Origin of the sequence: Nitratidesulfovibrio sp., assembly GCF_040373385.1 — a bacterium.
Lineage (GTDB): Bacteria > Desulfobacterota > Desulfovibrionia > Desulfovibrionales > Desulfovibrionaceae > Cupidesulfovibrio.
In genome coordinates this window covers 1-18,178 of sequence record NZ_JBDXXH010000016.1, presented here as the reverse complement: position 1 = coordinate 18,178, position 18,178 = coordinate 1, and the positions used below count along the sequence as shown (strand labels likewise).

The following is an 18,178-nucleotide window of genomic DNA, read 5'->3' as shown; positions in this document are numbered from 1 at the left end:
GTTTCCAACGGGGTGGACGAAGTCCAGACGAAAGACGTCCCGTTCCGCGCCCCTTTATCCCGACAAATAAAAAGTTTGAAGGAAGGATGGGGGTCTGGGGGAAGGGAGGAAAATTTGCGCCAGCCGTTAGGTGAACCTGTGAACCTTACGGATGGCGACCGCAGCGCGCAAATTTTCCTCCCTTCCCCCAGATTCTCTTTCATCCCAATCCCGCCTACCCGAACAGTTTCGCGGACACGTCCTGCCACACGGTGTCGGGGGTGATGTCGCGCATGCAGCGGTGGTGTCCCAGGGGGCACTGCTGCGGCCCGTGCAGGCCGCAGGGGCGGCAGTCCAGGCTGGTTTCGAGCACGGTGGCTTTGGGGCCGCGCGGATAGAAGCCGTGGCGGCGCACGGTGGGGCCGAAGATGGCGGTGACGGGGGTGCGCTGGGCCCAGGCGATGTGCATGGGGCCGGAGTCGTTGGAGAGGTAGCAGTCGAGGATGGCGAGGTGCGCGGCAAGGTCCACGAGGCTGAGCGCGCCGGACAGGTCGATGAGCGCGGACGTGCCGAGGGTGCCGGAACGCTCGGCCACCTCGCGGGCCACGGCCTCTTCGCCGGGCCCGGCAAACAGCACGATGCGCGCGCCTGCGGCGGCGGCGCGGCGGACCACCTCTGCGAAGCATTCGGCAGGCCAGCGCTTGGTGGCCCACACGGAACCGGGATGCACGCCCAGCAGGGGCGCACCGGGGGCGGCGTGCGCAACGCGGAAGGCGGCGGCACGTTCGCGGGCGGGTTCCGGCAGCACCAGTTCCGGCCAGTCCAGAACCTGCGGAAGGTTCAGGGGTCGCACCAGTTGCAGCAGCCGCTCGATCTCGTCCAGTTCGTCGAAGCGGCGCTCCACGGTGTGGGTGTAGAACCACGAATTGAACCACGGTGCGTCGTAGCCTATGCGCACCTTGGCGCTGGTCCAGCGGGCGATGCACGCGCTGCGCAGGCTGGTGTGGGCGGAAAGCCACAGCGAATGGTGCTCGCGCGCCAGTTGCCGCCCCACGCGGGCGGCGGCCATGATGCCGCTTTCGCCGCCGCGCTTGTCGAATTCGTGCACGCCGGAAAGCTCCGGCTGGGCGGCGAACAGGCTGCCCACACCGCGCCGTACCCAGAAGTGCAGTTCGGCATCGGGGTAGTTGGCGCGCAGGGTGCGCAACAGCGGCAGCGTAAGCACCGCGTCGCCCAGAAAGGCGGTGTTCCAGACGCCGATACGGCTCATGACGGTTCGCTCCGCGAAAGGTCCGTGAAGGAAGATGCGGCGGGGGATGCGCCCGTCGCACCCGGATCACCCGATGTGTCCGATGTGCCCGCCGTGCCCGCCGCACCATCTGCCTGCCGTGCGGTCGTCTGTCCCAGCAGCCACGCGGCGGCGGCGGCAAGGTCGCGCGCCACCGCGTGCGGCCAGTCTGGGCGGGCGACAAGGTCGGCGGGGTCGGGTGCGCGCACGGCGGCATCGCCTTCGGGCACGGGTACGCCCAGGGTGCGCGCGGCGGCCTGCCCCTTGCCGGTCAGCACCAGCACCACGCGGCCCAGGCCCGCATCGCGCCCAAAGGCCACGTCCTCCGGCTTGTCGCCCACCATGGCGGTGGCTGCGGCGCACAGGCCGTGCCGGTCGCGCAGGGCCAGCCACATGCCCGGCGCGGGCTTGCGGCAGGCGCAGCCATCGTCCGGGCCGTGCGGGCAGAAGGCCGTGTCGGCCAGCGACACGCCGTGTTCCGCCAGCAGGTCGCCCAGCCGGGCGTTGCAGGCGTGCAGGTCCGCCTCGGTAAAGTAGCCCCTGCCGATGCCCGACTGGTTGGTGACAAGGAACAGCCGCGCCCCGGCGGCGGCCAGCGCGGCAAGGCCACGGGCGGCTCCCGGCAGCAGCGTGACGCCGGAAGGGTCGGCCAGGTAGTGCCGATCTTCGATGACGGTGCCGTCGCGGTCAAGCAGTACGGCACCGGGAAATGCTGTGGTGGTTGATGCCCGGTTCATGGTGGGGCAACTTGTGGCACGGCGGGCCGCTTTTTTCAAGGCGGCGGCGCGCCACGGAGCAATCGGCGGCCATGCGTTGCCATTCGACTCCGAGCCGCTTAGGTTGTAGCACTGCGGCGGTCCGGCGGAATCATGTGTCCGCCGCCCGCCATGCCACCTGCCGGTCCCGCCCGCCGTGAAATCCGCACCGGACGGCACGGCACATCCCCAGCACGTACGCCGCGTATCGGCGCACAGGACATTGCATGCTTGCGCTCACCGTGGCCGTCGGGCTTTCGCTCATCATCTCGGCCTGCTGTTCCGTCACCGAGGCCATTCTGTATTCCGTACCCTGGAGCCATGTGGAGCAGCTGCGCAAATCGGGCCGCAAGGCAGGGCAGGTACTGTTCGACCTGCGCTCGCGCATCGAGCAGCCCATCACCGCCGTGCTCACCCTGAATACCGTGGCCAACACGGCGGGCGCCGCCATTGCCGGGGCCTACGCGGCAGACGTGCTGGGCGACGAGAGCATGGCCGCCTTCGCCGCCGGGTTCACGCTGCTCATCCTGATATTGGGCGAGATCATTCCCAAGACCGTGGGCGTGGCCTATGCCCGGCCCCTGTCGGAATACGTGGCCCGTCCGGTGCGCGCACTGGTGGTGGTGCTGCTGCCCGTGATCTGGCTGGGCGGACGCATCACCCGCCTGTTCACCCCGCCCGGCGGCGGCGCGCCCCACGCCACGGAAGACGACATCCGCGCCATCGTCAGCCTGTCGCGCCGGGCCGGACGCATCGAGCCCTACGAAGAGCTTTCCATCCGCAACATCCTGTCACTGGACCAGAAACGGGTGCACGAGGTGATGACCCCGCGCACGGTGGTCTTTTCGCTGCCTGCCGACATGACCGTGGCCGAGGCCCACGAGCAGCCGGACTTCTGGCATTACAGCCGCGTACCTGTGTGGGGGGAACACAACGAGGACGTGGTGGGCATCGCACCCCGCCGCCGCGTGCTCAAGGAGGTGGCGGAGGACAACGACTCCCTGCGCCTGTCCGAAGTGATGCTGCCGGTGCACTTCGTGCCCGACACCCAGACCCTGGACCGCACCCTGTTGCAGTTTCTGGAAGCGCGCACCCACCTGTTCGTGGTGCTGGACGAGTACGGCGGCCTTGCGGGCGTCATTTCGCTGGAAGACGTGCTGGAAGAAATACTGGGCCGGGAAATCGTGGATGAAACCGACCGGGTGGACGATTTGCAGGAACTGGCCCGGCGGCGGCGCGCCGAACTGGCACAAAGCAAGGAATGATTACTGTTAGCATTTTTAACAAGTTGCGCATCCACACAGATTCCGGCTGGTTACCCTGAAGTCTGCCGCGTTGTGAAAGCCTTTGCACGCGCTCTACCCCCTTGCCACGACGGCGGAAACGCCGTATGCCAAATGCAGCCGCACGCGACATTTCCGTAGGGTGGCGGTACCTTTTGCCGGTACCGCCCGCCGTATTCCCGGATGATTGCGGCGGTCACGCCTCCGATGCAATCCGGCACCGCCACACGGTGCCGCGAGACGATACACAGTTCGCGGCCGGTCACGGACCGGCGGATCATGCGGTCGGCCATGCCAGCCGACCGCGCGGCGCCATCGGCGCCTGCACCACGAACGCGCCCGCGCGACAGAGGGAACGCCCCTTCCGGTAACGACCCGGGCGGCATCACCCCCCTGACCTTCGCGCGATGCGGCGGCGCGCTACCCGCTCCTTCCGTGCAGCACCGGTCCACCGGGCTGCCGGGATAAACCGGGAAGCCACACAAGGACCACACATGTCGAAGAAGAACGGCAAAAGCCTGTACCTCGTGGCCCTCGCCCTGTTTCTGGGCGGGGTGGGCTATCTGGTGTTCTCGGGCTTTTCCCAGAACAGCGTGTACTTCCTGAACGTTTCGGAAGCCCTCGCCATGCCCTCGGACAAATTGCAGTCCATCCGCCTGTTCGGCACGGTGGCCCCGGAGGGCATCGCCAGGCTGGACGACGGGCCGGGCGTGCGCTTTCTGCTCGAAGACAAAGACAACCCAGGGCAGACCGTGCGGGTGATGTACCGCGGGGCCGTGCCCGACACCTTCAAGGAAGGCGTCGAGGTCATCGTGGAAGGCGGCATGCCCCAGGGTGGGGCCGCCGCCGAGTTCCGCGCCAAGACGCTGATGACCAAGTGTCCCTCGAAATACGAAAAAGAAAACCGTAAGGGATGATGCCCCGCAGGTTTCGCGGCGTGGGCGGACCAGCCCTCCGGACCGGCCCTGCGGCTGACGGACGGCGGGTACCGCGCGTGCCGCGCACCTGTGCCCGCGCCCTGCGTCGGCGGCACGCCGCATAACGGATTCCGGCCCCGTGCCACCGCCCCAGGGGACCACCCCCGAAAGGCGGGCATGGACCACCCGGCACTCCGCACCGGTCGCACGTTGCGCCGCGCCCACGCATCCCTCACATATCGGCAGGAGACTTCATGCACCTTTCCGCATACTTGCTGCTAGTCGCGTCGCTGCTTTTCGCCCTCTTCTTTGCCGGGGCGGCAGCCGCGCAACTGTGGCAAGGGCGTTCCACGGCGCTGCCGTGGATAGAAAAGGCGCACCTGATGCTGACCGGGTTCATGACCCTGGCATCCGTGGTGCTGCTGTACGCCCTTGTCAACTTCGACTTCTCGCTCGTCTACGTGGCCAGCTACACCGACCGTGCACTGCCGCTGTTCTACCGCATGACGGCCTTCTGGGCCGGTCAGGCCGGGTCCATGCTGTTCTGGGGCTGGTCCGTGGCCCTGTTCGGGGTCATCTTTACCGCCACCAGCGGCTACCGCGACCTCAGCCCCCAGACCAGGCTGTGGTACTGGCTGTTCTTCCTGGCCGTCATGGCCTTCTTCCTGCTCATCCTCACCGCGTGGAGCAACCCGTTCCTCACCGCCGCCCCGGCCCCTGCCGACGGCAACGGCCTGAACCCGCTGCTCCAGAACCCCGGCATGATCTTTCATCCGCCGCTGCTCTTCCTGGGCTACGGCGGCTTCGCCATTCCCGGCTGTCTTGCCCTGGCCCAGGCCATGAGCAACGGCTATGGCCGCGAGGGCGCATGGGCGGGCATCGCCCGGCCGTTCACCCTTTGCGCGTGGCTGTTCCTGACGGCGGGCATCGTGCTGGGCGGCTGGTGGTCGTACATGGAACTGGGCTGGGGCGGCTACTGGGCATGGGACCCGGTGGAAAACGCCTCGCTCATCCCGTGGCTGGTTTCCACCGCGTTCCTGCACACCTCGGTCATCGAGTCGCGGCGCGGCAAGCTGCACCGCGTGAACATCCTGCTCATGGCACTGACCACCATATCCGCCTTCTTCGCCACCTATCTGGTGCGCAGCGGGGTTGTGGATTCGCTGCACGCCTTCGGCGACGGCGGCGTGGGCCGCCCGCTGCTCATCTTCATCCTGGCCTCCACCGCGCTTACCGTGGCCGTGACGCTGATCTGGCGCAAGGACGACGCCAGGCCCCTGTCCGGCATCGACAGCCGCGAAGGCTTTCTGGTGCTGGTGGCCTGGGTGCTGCTGGCCCTGTCCGCCATCATCCTGGTGGCCACCATGTGGCCCGTGTTCAGCAAGTTCTGGACGGAAAAGCCCATGGGGCTGGAACCCGCCTTCTACAACCGGGTGTGCCTGCCGCTGTTCGCGGGCATCGCCGTGCTGCTGTCCGTATGTCCGTGGCTGGGCTGGAAGGGCGGCGTGCGCAGCATGCCGAAGCTGCTGGCCGTGCTGGGGGTGATGGCCGCCGTCACCGCCATGACCTGGTACACCTACCGCATGCCCATGGCCGCGCTGGGCGCGGGCGCGGGCGCGGCCTGCGTGGCGGGCATCATCATCCTGCTGACCACCGAAGCCCACGTGCGGCGCAACAACGCCTCGCTGGCCGCGCACGGCGTGCACCTGGGCCTGGCCCTGATGGTGCTGGGCGTGGCCTTTTCCGGCCCGTACAAGCTTGAGCAGGAAGTGGAAATTCCCCGCGACGCCACGGTAAAGCTGGGCAAGTACGACCTGCGCTACGTGAACCTGTACGAGGGCGAAGGCGCGGGCTACATCTTCATCGAGGCCGAGCTGAACGTCACCCGCGAGGGCGCGCCCGTGGGCGTGCTGTCGCCCCAGCGCCGCCTGTACGCCAAGTTCGACCGCCAGGCCTTCGCCGAGGCGGCCACCATCTTCGGCCTTGGCGACGAACTGTACGCCACCCTGCTGGGGGTCGACGCCGAAGGCGCGGCCACCCTGAAGGTCAGCGTGAACCCGCTGGTGAACTGGGTGTGGATAGGCGGCACGCTGATGTGCCTTGCCCCCTTGCTGGGGCTGCGCCGTCCGTCATCGTCACGCGACGGGGACGGCGAGGCCGGAGACGGGCAGGAGGCATGATGCTGCTGCGGCTGACCAAGGTCGCCAAGTTCTACGGCAACCGGCTGGTGATCAAGGACGTCTCGTTCGAGGCGGCCCCCGGCACGGTGACGCTGCTGGCCGGCCCCAACGGGGCGGGCAAGTCCACGCTGCTCAAGCTCATGGCCGGGCTTTCCCGGCCCAGCGCGGGCAGCGTGGAGCGCGGCATCGCGGACGAAGCCCTTGGCTACCTCGGCCACCAGACGTTCATCTATCCCGAACTCACCGCCTGCGAGAACCTGGCCTTCTGGGCGCGCCTGCACGGCCTTGCGCCGGAGCGCTGCTCCGAAGCCGCCCTGCTGGACACCCTTGAGCGCATGGAACTGAAGCGCTTCGCCTTCGAACGGGCAGGCGGCTTTTCACGCGGGATGGCCCAGCGGCTGAACCTTGCACGGGTACTGCTGCTGTCGCCGTCGCTGCTGCTGCTGGACGAACCGGGCACCGGCCTCGATATCCGGTCCATGGCCATCCTGCACCGCGAAATCGCCGCCGCGCGCGACCGGGGCGCGGGCATCGTCTGGATCAGCCATTCCGTGGCCGATGACCTTGCCCGGGCCGACCGGGTGCTGGCCATCGCCGAAAAGCGCGTGGCCTACAATGGCCCGGCCGCCGACTACGTACCGGAGGCCGTGGCATGCTGAACGCCGCCATCGCCATTGCAGCGAAAGACCTGCGCCTGCTGCTTTCACGCGGTACCGGTCTGGTCCAGGCCCTGCTGCTGGGGCTGCTGCTGATCTTCGTGTTCAGCCTGTCGCAGCGCGTGGGCGAGGTGATGGGACCGCAGGGGGCCGCCGCCATCTTCTGGCTGGCGTCCGCCTTCTGCCAGGTGCTCATCTTCAATACCCTGTTCTCCATCGAGGAAGCCAACGGCGCCCGTTTCGGGCTGCTGCTGGCTCCCGTGCCGGTGCAGGCCGTGTGGCTGGGCAAGGGCATTGCCGGGTTTACCCTGCTGCTCTGCGCCCAGGCCGTGTTCCTGCCCGCCGCCATCGTCTTCCTGGGCCAGACCGTGTCGCCCCTGTGGCACGTGGGGCTGGCCACCGTACTGCTCGCGGACGTGGGCATCGTGGCCCTTGGCGCGCTGCTGGGCGCCCTGTCGCAAGGGCAGGCCGCCCGCGAATCGCTGCTCAGCATCGTGCTGTTTCCGCTGCTGGTCCCGGTGCTGCTTGCGGGCATCCGGGTGGGCGCCGCCGCCTTTGCCGACGACATCCCCGAAGGGGTGGAATCATGGCTGGGGCTGGTGGCCGCCTTCGACGCGCTGTTCCTTGGCGCAGGCATCGTGCTCTTTCCCTTCGTGTACGGCGGGGAAGAATAGCTGAAAGCAACTGATCAGGGGGCTCTGCCCCCTGGCCCCCGCAAGGGGGCCGCGCCCCCTTGACCCCTTATTGCGAGGCACCCATGCAAACGAACCGGCTTTCCCCCGTGATGCCCCTTGTCGGGATTATCGCGGGCCTGGCCCTCGCGCTCTGCCAATACCTGATCTTCGTGTACGCCCCCGTGGAACAGACCATGGGCATCGTGCAGAAGATCTTCTACTTCCACATGCCGCTGGCGTGGTGGTCGCTGATCAGCTTCCTTACCGTGTTCGCGGCCAGCATCGCCTTTCTGCGCACCCGCGACTGGAAGTGGGACGCGCTGTCCGGCGCCGCCGCCGAAGTGGGCGTGCTGTTCAGCGGCCTTGCCCTCATCACCGGCTCCATCTGGGGCCGCCATTCCTGGGGCGTCTGGTGGACGTGGGACCCGCGTCTGACCACCACCCTGGTCATGTGGTTCGTGTACGCGGGCTACCTTGTGCTGCGCACCCTCGACCTGCCGCGCGAGCGGCTGGGCACCGTCTCCGCCGTGGTGGGCATTGTGGCCTTCCTCGACGTGCCGCTGGTGTTCCTGTCCGCCCGGCTGTGGCGCTCCATCCACCCCGCCGTGTTTGCATCCAAGGGCGGCGGGCTGGAAGCGGAAATGAAGACCACCGTCATCGCCTGCATCGTCGCCTTCGGCTTTCTGTGGGTGGCGCTGACCTGGCTGCGCGCGGCGCAGCGGCGCATGGCGGCACGCATCGACGTGCTTGCGACGGAAACCACCATCTAGCCTTGCAAAAGGCAGGAGGTTCGAAAAAATATGGAGAGCACCCAATGGCTCCTGGTCGCCAACGCGGCCGTGTGGCTCGGCATCGGCGCCTACCTGTTCCTGCTGGCCCGCGCGCAACAGACCCTGGACCGGCGCATCCGCCACATGGAGATGCTTGGCGATGACAAATAGCACCCTGACCATGAATCCGCTGGACGGCGGTCGCAAGCTGGTGCTGCTGGCCGTGTGCGTGGGCCTGGCCGCCATGCTGGGCGCGTCGTTCCTGTACCGCCTGTCCAACCCCTCGCTGGTGCAGCAGGGGCGCGGCCCCGCCGCGCAGGAACAGGCGGGCGAGCACGACGGCGAGATGGAAGTGGTGTCCGCGCTGATGCAGAAGGTGCAGCAGAACCCCACCGACGCGGGCGCGCTGTTCGCCCTTGGCCAGCACTTTCTGGATCATTCCGACTGGGCGCGCGCCGAAAGCTTTCTGGCCCGCGCCGTGGTGGCCGCCCCGGCGGACCCGCAGCCGCTGTACATGCTGGGCATCGCCCAGTACCAGCAGCAGTCTTTCGACAAGGCGGCGGAAACCTTCGAGCGGCTCATCGAAATCGATCCCCAGCCCGCCGCGCGTTTCAACCTGGGCATCCTGTACCGCCACTACCTGAAGGCCGAAGCCAAGGGCAACGCCCATCTGAAGGCCATCATGGACGACGCCAGGGCCCCGGAAGACCTGAAAGCCCAGGCCCGGCAGGAACTGGAATCCGCCACGCACGGCGACAAGAAGCAGCAGGACAAGAAGCAGTAGCGGGCGCAGCCCCGCCGCATGACGACACACACCGGAAGGGGCGGACCACCGCCCCTTTCGTGCATGCACGGGACGGAGATGACGACGGCGCGCGAAGGCCCGGATGGCCTGTGACACCCCGTGCAACCGCAGGCAACTCCCGGATGGCAAGATGAAACGAAACAAAGGACACGGCCATGCCTTGGCGAACAGGGCAACGCGCCGTCACCTGCCCCGTCACCTGCCCCGTCACCTGCCCCGCCCGCCTGTCACTGATTGGGGAAACAACCCGAATCTTGACAATCCGGCGCCTGACCCGATATGATGGTTGATTAAATTTTGACATTTTTGTCAAACCTGCCAAGCCCAACGACCCGCCCTTCGTTCGGAGGCAGACGGGGAAAACGGTCCGGAGCCGCGCGGCCCGGACGCTCCAACCAACCCGCCCGGAGAGAGATCATGAGCAAGATCGTGTGCAAGGCACTGACGTTCGACGACGTCCTGCTGCAGCCCGGCTATTCCGAAGTCACCCCCGACCTCGTGGACGTCTCCACCTGGCTCACCCCCGAAATCCGCCTCAACATTCCCCTGCTCAGCGCCGCCATGGACACCGTGACCGATTCCGGCATGGCCATTTCCATGGCCCGCAACGGCGGCGTCGGCGTCATCCACAAGAACATGCCCGTGGACCGCCAGCGCATCGAGGTCGAAAAGGTCAAGAAGTCCGAAAGCGGCATGATCATCGACCCCGTGACCATCGACCCCGACTATTCCGTGCGCCAGGCCCTGGAGCTGATGGCCGAATACCGCGTCTCCGGCCTGCCGGTGGTGCGCGGGGTGGAACTGGTGGGCATTCTGACCAACCGCGACGTGCGCTTCGTCAAGGACCTGGAAGGCACCCAGGTGCGCGAGGTGATGACCAGCAAGAACCTGGTCACCGTGCCCGTGGGCACCACCCTGGACGAGGCCAAGGACCTGCTGCACGCGCACCGCATCGAAAAACTGCTGGTGGTGGACGAGGGCAATCGCCTGAAGGGCCTCATCACCATGAAGGATATCGACAAGGTCCAGAAGTACCCGAATTCGTGCAAGGACGACAACGGTCGCCTGCGCGTGGGCGCCGCCATCGGCATCGGCAAGGACTGCGAGGAACGCGCGGGCGCCCTGCTGGCTGCGGGCGTGGACTTTCTGGTGCTCGATTCCGCCCACGGCCACTCGCGCAACGTGCTGCGCGCCATCGAACTGGTCAAGGGCGCCTTTCCCAAGTGCCAGTTGGTGGCGGGCAACGTGGCCACCTACGAAGGGGCGAAAGCCATCCTGAAGGCTGGCGCCGACACCGTGAAGGTGGGCATCGGCCCCGGCTCCATCTGCACCACCCGCATCGTGGCGGGCGTGGGCGTGCCCCAGGTGACCGCCATCCTCGAATCCGTGCGTGCCGCGCGCGAGCTTGGCCGCTGCATCATCGCCGACGGCGGCGTGAAGTTCTCGGGCGACGTGGTGAAGGCCATCGCCATGGGCGCGGACACCGTGATGGTCGGCAGCCTGTTCGCGGGTACCGACGAAAGCCCGGGCGAAACCATTCTCTACCAGGGCCGCTCATACAAGATATATCGCGGCATGGGCTCCATCGACGCCATGAAGGACGGCAGCTCTGACCGCTACTTCCAGGAAAAGAGCAAGAAGCTGGTGCCCGAAGGCATCGTGGGCCGGGTGCCCGTGAAGGGCCCGGTGGCCGAAAGCCTGTACCAGTTGGTGGGCGGCCTGCGCTCCGGCATGGGCTACGTGGGCGCGGCAGACATCAAGGAATTGCAGGAAAAGGCGCAGTTCGTGGAGATATCCGCAGCGGGGCTTCGTGAAAGCCACGTGCATGATGTCATCATCACCAAGGAATCGCCCAACTACCGCATCGACAATAACTAGCCGCTCGCGGCGGGCCTTTCGCCCTCCGGCGTCGTCAGGCATCGTCTTTTACTCCGGTCACGTACCAAAGAGTACGCTCCCTTCGTAAAAGGCTCGCCTTCCTTGCCGGAGAACGAAAATCCCGCCGCGCATGTCCCGGTGACGCCGAAAAGCAAAAGAGCGTCGTCGGGCAGCCGCTACTTCCCAGACACTACGGCCTCACAACGCATATCACGATTGCCCGATGCACCCCGCGCGGGCGACAGAGGACAGCACATGGAAGCACAGACCAAGGTCATCATCGTCGACTACGGTTCGCAGGTGACGCAGCTCATCGCCCGCCGCGTGCGCGAGGCCGGCATCTATTCCGAAATCCATCCCTGCATCGTCACGGCAGAGCAGGTGCGCGCCATGAAGCCCGCCGCCGTCATCCTGTCCGGCGGCCCGGCCAGCGTGGGCGAGGCAGACGCCCCCACCCTGGACAAGGGGTTGCTGGAACTTGGCGTGCCCGTGCTGGCCATCTGCTACGGCATGCAGCTTCTGGGGCACAACCTGGGCGGCCAGTTGGCCACCTCGGAAACGCGCGAATACGGCCCGTCCGACCTCACCCTGCTGGGCGACTGCCCGCTGTGGGACGGCATCGACAAGTCCGCGCCCACCCGCGTGTGGATGAGCCACGGCGACAAGGTCAAGACGCCCCCGCCCGGCTTTGCCGTGGTGGGCCGCACCGCCACCCTGGATGTGGCGGCCATGGCCGACGACGCCCGCCGCATCTACGCCGTGCAGTTCCACCCCGAAGTGCACCACACCGAGGAAGGCGCCCGCATCATCAGCAACTTCCTGTTCCATGTGGCCAAGCTGAAGGCCGACTGGACCATGTCGTCGTTTGTCGAGCGCGCCATCAAGGAAATGGCCGAAACCGTGGGTGACCGCCACGTGGTGTGCGCGCTTTCGGGCGGCATCGACTCCACCGTGGTGGCCGTGCTGCTGCACAAGGCCATCGGCAAGCGTCTGCACTGCATCTTCGTGGACAACGGCGTGCTGCGCCTGAACGAAGGCCAGGAAGTGGTGGATTACCTTTGCGAGCACTTCGACCTGAACCTGAAGTACGTGCAGGCCCAGCGCCGCTTCCTCGACAAGCTGGAAGGCGTGGACGACCCGGAACAGAAGCGCAAGATCATCGGCTACACCTTCATCGAGGTGTTCGACGAGGAAGCGAAAGCCCTTGGCCACGTGGACTTCCTGGCCCAGGGCACCCTGTACCCCGACGTGATCGAGTCGGTGTCGCACAAGGGGCCTTCCGCCGTCATCAAGAGCCACCACAACGTGGGCGGCCTGCCGGAAAAGATGAACCTGAAGCTCATCGAACCGCTGCGCGAACTGTTCAAGGACGAAGTGCGCAAGGTTGCGGGCGAACTGGGCCTGCCGGACTTCATCATCTGGCGTCATCCCTTCCCCGGCCCCGGCCTTGCCATCCGCGTCATCGGCGAAATCACCGAGGAACGCCTGGACATCCTGCGCAAGGCCGACAAGATCGTGCAGGCCGAGCTGATGTCCTCCGGCTGGTACCGCAAGGTGTGGCAGGGCTTTGCCGTGCTGCTGCCGCTGAAGACCGTGGGCGTCATGGGCGATGGCCGCACCTACGAACACGTCATCGCGCTGCGCATCGTGGACAGCGTGGACGCCATGACGGCAGACTGGGCGCGCTTGCCATCCGAACTGCTTGAGCGTATTTCGAGCCGGATAATCAACGAGGTGAAGGGCGTGAACCGCGTGGTCTACGACATCTCCTCGAAGCCGCCGAGCACCATCGAATGGGAATAGGCGGACGGCGTTCGACCGGGTGCACGCACAGGTGCACGACTGGATGAACGCACGGCGGACGCACGGGGGCCTTCCGGTCCCCGTGGCACCCCCCGCATTCGGCCGAAGGACCGCGCCATGGCGCGGCGCCCACGGGGCATGGTCGGTTATCCCGGCCCCCGCCCGCAGCACTGCAACCAAGGCGGTCTGTCTTCCATGTTCGGCATCGGCAGTACGGAACTTCTGGTCATCATGGTCGTGGCCCTCATTGTCCTCGGTCCCAAGAACCTGCCCAACATCGCACGTACGCTGGGCAAGGCCATGGGTGAATTCCGCAGGGTTTCCACCGACTTCCAGCGCACGTTGAACACCGAGATCGATCTCGAGGATCACGAGCGCCGCAAGAAGGAAGCCGAGAAGGAATTTTTCGACGACAAGGCCAAGGCCGAAGCCCCCAAGGCCGAACAGGCCAAGGCCGAGACCGCCAATGCCACCACCGAATCGGTCGGTAAGAACGCATGAGCCAGGACGACAAGGACGCCGCCAAGGCGGAGCCCGTGTCCGAAGGCGACCGCGAGAAATCTCCGGCAGCGGGCGGACCGGACACCCCGGAACCGGAAGTGTTCGATCCAGACGCAGCTGAACGCAACGCCTGCGAACTTGACGCCATAGAAGCCTGCGAGCGAAAGGCTGCGGGGCAGGCCCCCACCGATGCCGGGCAGGCGGAATCCGTTGCCTCGGAATCTGCGCCGATCGCCCCGGATTCCGACGATTCCCGTTCCGTCGAGAGCGTGATCGCCGCCGCAGTGCTGCCCGACTATGAGCCGGACGGTTCCGACGTGCCCCCCGCCGCCAGCCCGACAGACGTCCGTCAGGACGCCGAACCTTCCGCCGAACCGGTCGCAGGGCAAGGCGGCTCCGACTCACCGCCCCCGCAGGGCACGGACGAAACGGACGATGCCGCCGCCACGGAGAACGCCGTGGTGTCCGCCCCCCCGCGCGACCTCAGCGAAGCCGTGGACCGAGCCAGCAAGGAAGACGAAGCGACCACCGAGGGTGGCCGCTCCATGACCCTGCTGGACCATCTTTCCGAACTGCGCGTACGCCTGGTGCGCAGCCTCATCGCGCTGGCCGTGGGCTTCTTCGCCTGCTACGGCTTTGCCGAACAGCTCTTCAACTACCTGATGATCCCCTTGACCCGGGCGCTGCCGTCCGGTTCCAAGCTGATCTACACCGCCCTGCCAGAGGCATTCTTTGTCTACATGCAGGTGGCGCTGGTGGCCGGGGCCTTTCTGGCCAGCCCGTACCTGTTCTACCAGATATGGTTGTTCATCGCGCCCGGCCTGTACGACGAGGAAAAGCGCCACGTCATTCCCATTGCCGGGGCCTCTGCGCTGTTCTTCGTGGCGGGCGCGGCATTCTGCTATTTTCAGGTGTTTCCGTATGCCTTCGAGTTCTTCGTGGGCTTTGCCACCGACACCATCGCGCCCATGCCCAAGCTGGACGAGTATCTGGGCTTCACGCTCAAGATGCTGCTTGCCTTCGGGCTGATCTTCGAAATGCCGCTGTTCGCGTTCTTCCTGGCGCGGCTTGGCCTCGTCACTGCGCAGTGGATGCGCAAGACCCGCAAGTACGCCATTCTCGCCATCTTCATCGTGGCTGCCATTCTCACCCCGCCGGATGTCTTCTCGCAGATGATGATGGCGGCGCCCATGCTTGTGCTGTATGAAATAAGCATCCTCGTGGCCGCCGTGTTCGCCAAGAAGAAGCCCGGTGCGGACGGTGAAGACGGCGAGAACACGGAAGGAAAGGACGGCGACGCCGAAAAGCCCGGCCCCGATACCGTCATACAGGGCGACTAGGGGCACACCCACTTCACCAGCCGCGCAGCACCCCGGCCACGCAGTACGCAAAGGTCCACAAACATGAACCCCGCACCCCGGAAGGAGCCCGAGATGAGCCAGCGCAGCGCCGCCGTGTTCCGCGAAACCAAGGAGACCTCCATCCGCCTCGACCTCGTGGTGGACGGGCAGGGCCTTGTCAACGTGCACACCGGGTTCGGCATGGCGGACCATGTCATCACTCTGGCCGCGTTCTGGGCCGGGTTCGACCTTACCCTGTCCTGCACCGGCGACCTCGAGATCGACGCCCACCACACCGTGGAAGACGTGGGCCTGTGCCTGGGCCAGGCCCTGGCCGATGCCCTGGGCGAACGGTCGGGCATTGCCCGCGTGGGCTTTGCCCGCGTGCCCATGGACGAGGCCCTGGCCGACGTGTGCATAGACATTTCCGGCCGCCCGTGGCTTGAATGGCGCGGGGACGACCTTCTGCCGCCCGTCATCGCCGGGCAGGAACGCGACCTGTGGCGCGAATTCCTGAAGGCGTTCGCCTCGGCCGCCCGCATGAACCTGCACGTCTCGTTCCTGTACGGCAGGAACGGTCACCACCTGCTGGAATCCGCCGCCAAGGGGCTGGGACTTGCCCTGCGGCAGGCGGTACGCCGTGACCGCGAGACGCTGCTCAGCACCAAAGGGAGCCTAGACTGATGCGTACCCATCGCGGTTTCATCTCCTTCCCGGTGTCGGGCGCGCTGCTCGCGCTGCTCGTCCTCACATTGCTCGTCGCCCTGCCCGGCTGCTCGCAGCGCCAGCGCGGCCCCGCCCCGCTGCCGGACGCCACCATCGGCGTGGCGGCCTTCACCCAGCCCACGGCCATGGCCGACCTGCTGGCCGGGTACATTCCCGAGGACCAGCAGCGGGTGCCCGAAGAAATCTTTGCCGACCTCGACCGCACCTTCGGCGATATCCTGCGTGGCGAAACCAAGCGCGTGTACAGCTTTGCCGCCACCAAGCCCTCGCTGTCGGCCCAGACTGCCGGGCGTACCGGCGGCCGTCCGCAGGCGCTGGCCTATTGGGTGGAAGTGGGCCGCAAGGCCGAGGTGGACTTTCTGCTGGTGCCCCAGGTCGTCAACATGCGCGAGCGCAAGGGCGGCGACATGGGCGTCACCGAATCGGCCAGCATCATGATGGACGTGTTCCTCATCGACGTGAAGGGCGGCACCCTGATCATGCGCTCCAACTACGACGAAAAGCAGATGGGCCTTGCGGACAACCTGCTGGAAATGGGCAAGTTCGTGGGGCGCAAGGGCAAGTGGCTGTCCGCCCTTGACCTGGCCAAGGAAGGGATGCGCAAGGCCATCAAGGAGTTCGGTCTGTGATCCTGTTTCCCGCCGTTGACATCAAGGATGGCCGCTGCGTGCGGTTGCGGCAGGGCCGCGCCGACGCGGAGACCGTGTTTTCCGACGATCCGGCCGCCATGGCCCGCCACTGGCAGGACCAGGGCGCCAAATGGCTGCACGTCATCGACCTGGACGGGGCCTTCAGCGGCATGCCCGCCAACTTCGAGTTGATCCGCCGCATCTGCGCCGACCTTTCCGTGCCGGTGCAGCTTGGCGGCGGCATCCGCGACGAGGCCACGGCGAAAGCCTACCTCGACGCCGGGGTGCAGCGACTGATCATCGGCACCGTGGCCCTCGAAGAACCGGACCTGTATGCCCGCCTGTGTGCGGCCTTTCCGGGGCGCATCGGGGTTTCGCTGGACGCCGAGGGCGGCAGGCTGAAGACCAAGGGCTGGGTGGCCGATTCCGGCCTGACCGTGGACGACGTGCTGCCCCGCCTGCTGGACGCGGGCACCGCCTTCGTCATCTACACCGACATCGACCGCGACGGCATGCAGACCGGGGTGAACCTGGCCGCGCTGGAAAAGCTGGCGGGCATGTGCCCGGTGCCGGTCATCGCGGCGGGCGGCGTGGCCACGCTGGAAGACGTGCGGGCGTTGTACCCGCTGACGCAAACGTCAAGCGTGGAAGGAGCCATCACCGGTCGCGCGATTTACACCGGCACCCTCGACCTGCACGCGGCAATGGAATGGATTGCGGCGCAGTAGTCGAGGTGCACCGCGTGTGCACGGTTGGAAATTGAAGTGTTGAACGAGGGGGCTGCGGTAACGCGGCCCCCTTGCTGTTTGTGGTGGGTGGGGGGCAAGGGGATAGGGATGGGGATGGGGCGTGCGCGGTTGCACACGGCTTCTACGAAGTCAGTTGTACCCTGTTGAACACGCCCGATCTCGTTATGCCTCCGGCGGGCAAGGGGAAGGGCCGTGCGCTGTTGCACCCAGCTTCTACGAAGACCGTCGTGCCCCGTTGACCACGCTCGATCTCGTTATGCCTCCGGCGGGCAAGGGGCCGCTAAGCGGCAGCCCCTTGCAACCCCGCGCTCCAGGGGGGCTTCGCCTCCCCTGGACCCCCAACGTATCCTGCGCCGCATTCTTACGCCGGGCAGCTTCCCTGCGGCGCTGGCGCGCCTCGGGCGATCTGCCCGGCTGAATGCGTATGCGCGCATGGCTCCCGGTGGCATCGCACAACGAAGGTGCCACTACTCACGCCCTCGTTGCGACGCATGTGCCGCCGTCAAAGCCCGGCGTCACACGCTTCTACGCACGGAACGCGGGCGATGGACAAACGCATTGTTGTCTTGTGGTAACCTGCTTGCTTCCATGAAGATGCACTCCCTTCGCTTGAGCGTAAAAAACCTTCGTGCGGCGATACGCATCCGCAGCCGGAGATCGCCGCCGGAGGCTTTGTGACGGCGAAAGCTCCGGCGGTAACGGATGCGCGCCGCGACGTGGGTGAAGGTAAAGGCACCCTCGTTGTGCGATGCCACCGGGAGTGATGCGCACATCGCATTCCCGTCGCAAGATCACCCGAAGGCGCCCTGCGCCGCAGGGAAGCTGGCGACGAAGGAATGCGGTGCAGGACCACCTTCGGGGGGACCAGGGGGGCAGCGCCCCCCGGAGCGCGGGGTTGCAAGGGGCTGCCGCTTAGCGGCCCCTTGCCCGCCGGAGGCATAACGAAATCAAGCGTGGTCAACGGGGCGCAACTGTCTTCGTAGAGGCCGTACCCATCACCGCGCCAGCCCTCCACCCGCCGGAGGCATAACGAAATCAAGCGTGGTCAACGGGGCGCAACTGTCTTCGTAGAGGCCGTACCCATCACCGCGCCAGCCCTCCACCCGCCGGAGGCATAACGAAATCAAGCGTGGTCAACGGGGCGCAACTGTCTTCGTAGAGGCCGTACCCATCACCGCGCCAGCCCTCCACCCGCCGGAGGCATAACGAAATCAAGCGTGGTCAACGGGGCGCAACTGTCTTCGT

17 protein-coding genes are annotated in these 18,178 nt (G+C 66.5%); 15 read left to right on the top strand and 2 right to left on the bottom strand.

The features are described 5' to 3' along the window. Positions 1–214: 214 nt before the first annotated feature. Together waaF and ABWO17_RS16990 are read right to left on the bottom strand one after the other, a co-directional pair. Entirely contained in the window at positions 215–1,249 is a 1,035-nt protein-coding gene (gene waaF, locus ABWO17_RS16995) for a lipopolysaccharide heptosyltransferase II (RefSeq protein WP_353120649.1), read from the bottom strand. Then, complete coding sequence (locus ABWO17_RS16990; RefSeq protein WP_353120648.1) at positions 1,246–2,004, bottom strand: D-glycero-alpha-D-manno-heptose-1,7-bisphosphate 7-phosphatase; 759 nt, start codon at positions 2,002–2,004, stop codon at positions 1,246–1,248. The genes waaF and ABWO17_RS16990 overlap by 4 nt, the downstream gene beginning before the upstream one ends. 245 nt (positions 2,005–2,249) lie before the next feature. On the opposite strand from ABWO17_RS16990, the gene ABWO17_RS16985 reads away from it, so the two are divergent. From ABWO17_RS16985 to hisA, 15 genes are all read left to right on the top strand, one after another. Beyond that, the gene (locus tag ABWO17_RS16985) at positions 2,250–3,287 is read left to right on the top strand and encodes a CNNM domain-containing protein (protein ID WP_353120646.1); all 1,038 of its coding nucleotides are present in this window, start codon (positions 2,250–2,252) and stop codon (positions 3,285–3,287) included. A 512-nt stretch (positions 3,288–3,799) separates the two neighbouring features. Next, positions 3,800–4,222, top strand: coding sequence for a cytochrome c maturation protein CcmE (locus tag ABWO17_RS16980; protein WP_353120644.1), 423 nt, complete (start codon positions 3,800–3,802; stop codon positions 4,220–4,222). Positions 4,223–4,476: 254 nt separating this feature from the next. Continuing rightward, entirely contained in the window at positions 4,477–6,402 is a 1,926-nt protein-coding gene (locus ABWO17_RS16975) for a heme lyase CcmF/NrfE family subunit (RefSeq protein WP_353120642.1), read from the top strand. Continuing rightward, positions 6,402–7,061: an ABC transporter ATP-binding protein gene (locus tag ABWO17_RS16970; RefSeq protein WP_353120651.1), complete on the top strand. Its 660-nt coding sequence runs from the start codon at positions 6,402–6,404 to the stop codon at positions 7,059–7,061. The genes ABWO17_RS16975 and ABWO17_RS16970 overlap by 1 nt, the downstream gene beginning before the upstream one ends. Next, positions 7,055–7,732, top strand: coding sequence for a heme exporter protein CcmB (locus ABWO17_RS16965; protein ID WP_353120640.1), 678 nt, complete (start codon positions 7,055–7,057; stop codon positions 7,730–7,732). Before ABWO17_RS16970 ends, ABWO17_RS16965 begins: the two co-directional genes overlap by 7 nt. A gap of 83 nt (positions 7,733–7,815) precedes the next feature. Then, the gene (locus ABWO17_RS16960; RefSeq protein WP_353120638.1) at positions 7,816–8,502 is read left to right on the top strand and encodes a cytochrome c biogenesis protein; all 687 of its coding nucleotides are present in this window, start codon (positions 7,816–7,818) and stop codon (positions 8,500–8,502) included. A gap of 30 nt (positions 8,503–8,532) precedes the next feature. Continuing rightward, positions 8,533–8,673, top strand: a complete 141-nt coding sequence (locus ABWO17_RS16955) for a CcmD family protein (RefSeq protein ID WP_353120636.1) — start codon at positions 8,533–8,535, stop codon at positions 8,671–8,673. Then, positions 8,663–9,286: a tetratricopeptide repeat protein gene (locus ABWO17_RS16950; RefSeq protein WP_353120634.1), complete on the top strand. Its 624-nt coding sequence runs from the start codon at positions 8,663–8,665 to the stop codon at positions 9,284–9,286. The genes ABWO17_RS16955 and ABWO17_RS16950 overlap by 11 nt, the downstream gene beginning before the upstream one ends. Positions 9,287–9,724: 438 nt before the next feature. Next, positions 9,725–11,185 carry an IMP dehydrogenase gene (guaB, locus tag ABWO17_RS16945; protein ID WP_353120632.1) on the top strand — a complete coding sequence of 487 codons (1,461 nt, stop codon included), beginning with the start codon at positions 9,725–9,727 and terminating at the stop codon, positions 11,183–11,185. 255 nt (positions 11,186–11,440) lie between these two features. Next, complete coding sequence (gene guaA, locus ABWO17_RS16940) at positions 11,441–12,988, top strand: glutamine-hydrolyzing GMP synthase (RefSeq protein ID WP_353120630.1); 1,548 nt, start codon at positions 11,441–11,443, stop codon at positions 12,986–12,988. A gap of 195 nt (positions 12,989–13,183) precedes the next feature. Further along, positions 13,184–13,489 carry a Sec-independent protein translocase protein TatB gene (gene tatB / locus ABWO17_RS16935; protein WP_353120628.1) on the top strand — a complete coding sequence of 102 codons (306 nt, stop codon included), beginning with the start codon at positions 13,184–13,186 and terminating at the stop codon, positions 13,487–13,489. 545 nt (positions 13,490–14,034) lie between these two features. Continuing rightward, positions 14,035–14,829 carry a twin-arginine translocase subunit TatC gene (gene tatC, locus ABWO17_RS17135; RefSeq protein WP_502914930.1) on the top strand — a complete coding sequence of 265 codons (795 nt, stop codon included), beginning with the start codon at positions 14,035–14,037 and terminating at the stop codon, positions 14,827–14,829. A gap of 93 nt (positions 14,830–14,922) precedes the next feature. Continuing rightward, positions 14,923–15,513, top strand: coding sequence for an imidazoleglycerol-phosphate dehydratase (locus ABWO17_RS16925; RefSeq protein WP_353120625.1), 591 nt, complete (start codon positions 14,923–14,925; stop codon positions 15,511–15,513). After that, entirely contained in the window at positions 15,513–16,184 is a 672-nt protein-coding gene (locus tag ABWO17_RS16920; protein ID WP_353120623.1) for a hypothetical protein, read from the top strand. The genes ABWO17_RS16925 and ABWO17_RS16920 overlap by 1 nt, the downstream gene beginning before the upstream one ends. After that, complete coding sequence (gene hisA / locus ABWO17_RS16915) at positions 16,181–16,912, top strand: 1-(5-phosphoribosyl)-5-[(5-phosphoribosylamino)methylideneamino]imidazole-4-carboxamide isomerase (RefSeq protein WP_353120621.1); 732 nt, start codon at positions 16,181–16,183, stop codon at positions 16,910–16,912. The genes ABWO17_RS16920 and hisA overlap by 4 nt, the downstream gene beginning before the upstream one ends. The last annotated feature ends 1,266 nt before the right edge of the window (positions 16,913–18,178 follow it).

Bases quoted from the DNA above. Each gene is read 5' to 3' on its own strand.
- ABWO17_RS16960 (WP_353120638.1), top strand. From the start codon at position 7,816: ATGCAAACGAACCGGCTTTCCCCCGTGATGCCCCTTGTCGGGATTATC.
- tatC (WP_502914930.1), top strand. From the start codon at position 14,035: ATGACCCTGCTGGACCATCTTTCCGAACTGCGCGTACGCCTGGTGCGC.
- ABWO17_RS16970 (WP_353120651.1), top strand. From the start codon at position 6,402: ATGCTGCTGCGGCTGACCAAGGTCGCCAAGTTCTACGGCAACCGGCTG.
- ABWO17_RS16920 (WP_353120623.1), top strand. From the start codon at position 15,513: ATGCGTACCCATCGCGGTTTCATCTCCTTCCCGGTGTCGGGCGCGCTG.
- ABWO17_RS16950 (WP_353120634.1), top strand. From the start codon at position 8,663: ATGACAAATAGCACCCTGACCATGAATCCGCTGGACGGCGGTCGCAAG.
- ABWO17_RS16990 (WP_353120648.1), bottom strand. From the start codon at position 2,004: ATGAACCGGGCATCAACCACCACAGCATTTCCCGGTGCCGTACTGCTT.
- ABWO17_RS16965 (WP_353120640.1), top strand. From the start codon at position 7,055: ATGCTGAACGCCGCCATCGCCATTGCAGCGAAAGACCTGCGCCTGCTG.
- waaF (WP_353120649.1), bottom strand. From the start codon at position 1,249: ATGAGCCGTATCGGCGTCTGGAACACCGCCTTTCTGGGCGACGCGGTG.
- guaA (WP_353120630.1), top strand. From the start codon at position 11,441: ATGGAAGCACAGACCAAGGTCATCATCGTCGACTACGGTTCGCAGGTG.
- ABWO17_RS16985 (WP_353120646.1), top strand. From the start codon at position 2,250: ATGCTTGCGCTCACCGTGGCCGTCGGGCTTTCGCTCATCATCTCGGCC.
- ABWO17_RS16980 (WP_353120644.1), top strand. From the start codon at position 3,800: ATGTCGAAGAAGAACGGCAAAAGCCTGTACCTCGTGGCCCTCGCCCTG.
- guaB (WP_353120632.1), top strand. From the start codon at position 9,725: ATGAGCAAGATCGTGTGCAAGGCACTGACGTTCGACGACGTCCTGCTG.
- ABWO17_RS16925 (WP_353120625.1), top strand. From the start codon at position 14,923: ATGAGCCAGCGCAGCGCCGCCGTGTTCCGCGAAACCAAGGAGACCTCC.
- tatB (WP_353120628.1), top strand. From the start codon at position 13,184: ATGTTCGGCATCGGCAGTACGGAACTTCTGGTCATCATGGTCGTGGCC.
- ABWO17_RS16955 (WP_353120636.1), top strand. From the start codon at position 8,533: ATGGAGAGCACCCAATGGCTCCTGGTCGCCAACGCGGCCGTGTGGCTC.
- ABWO17_RS16975 (WP_353120642.1), top strand. From the start codon at position 4,477: ATGCACCTTTCCGCATACTTGCTGCTAGTCGCGTCGCTGCTTTTCGCC.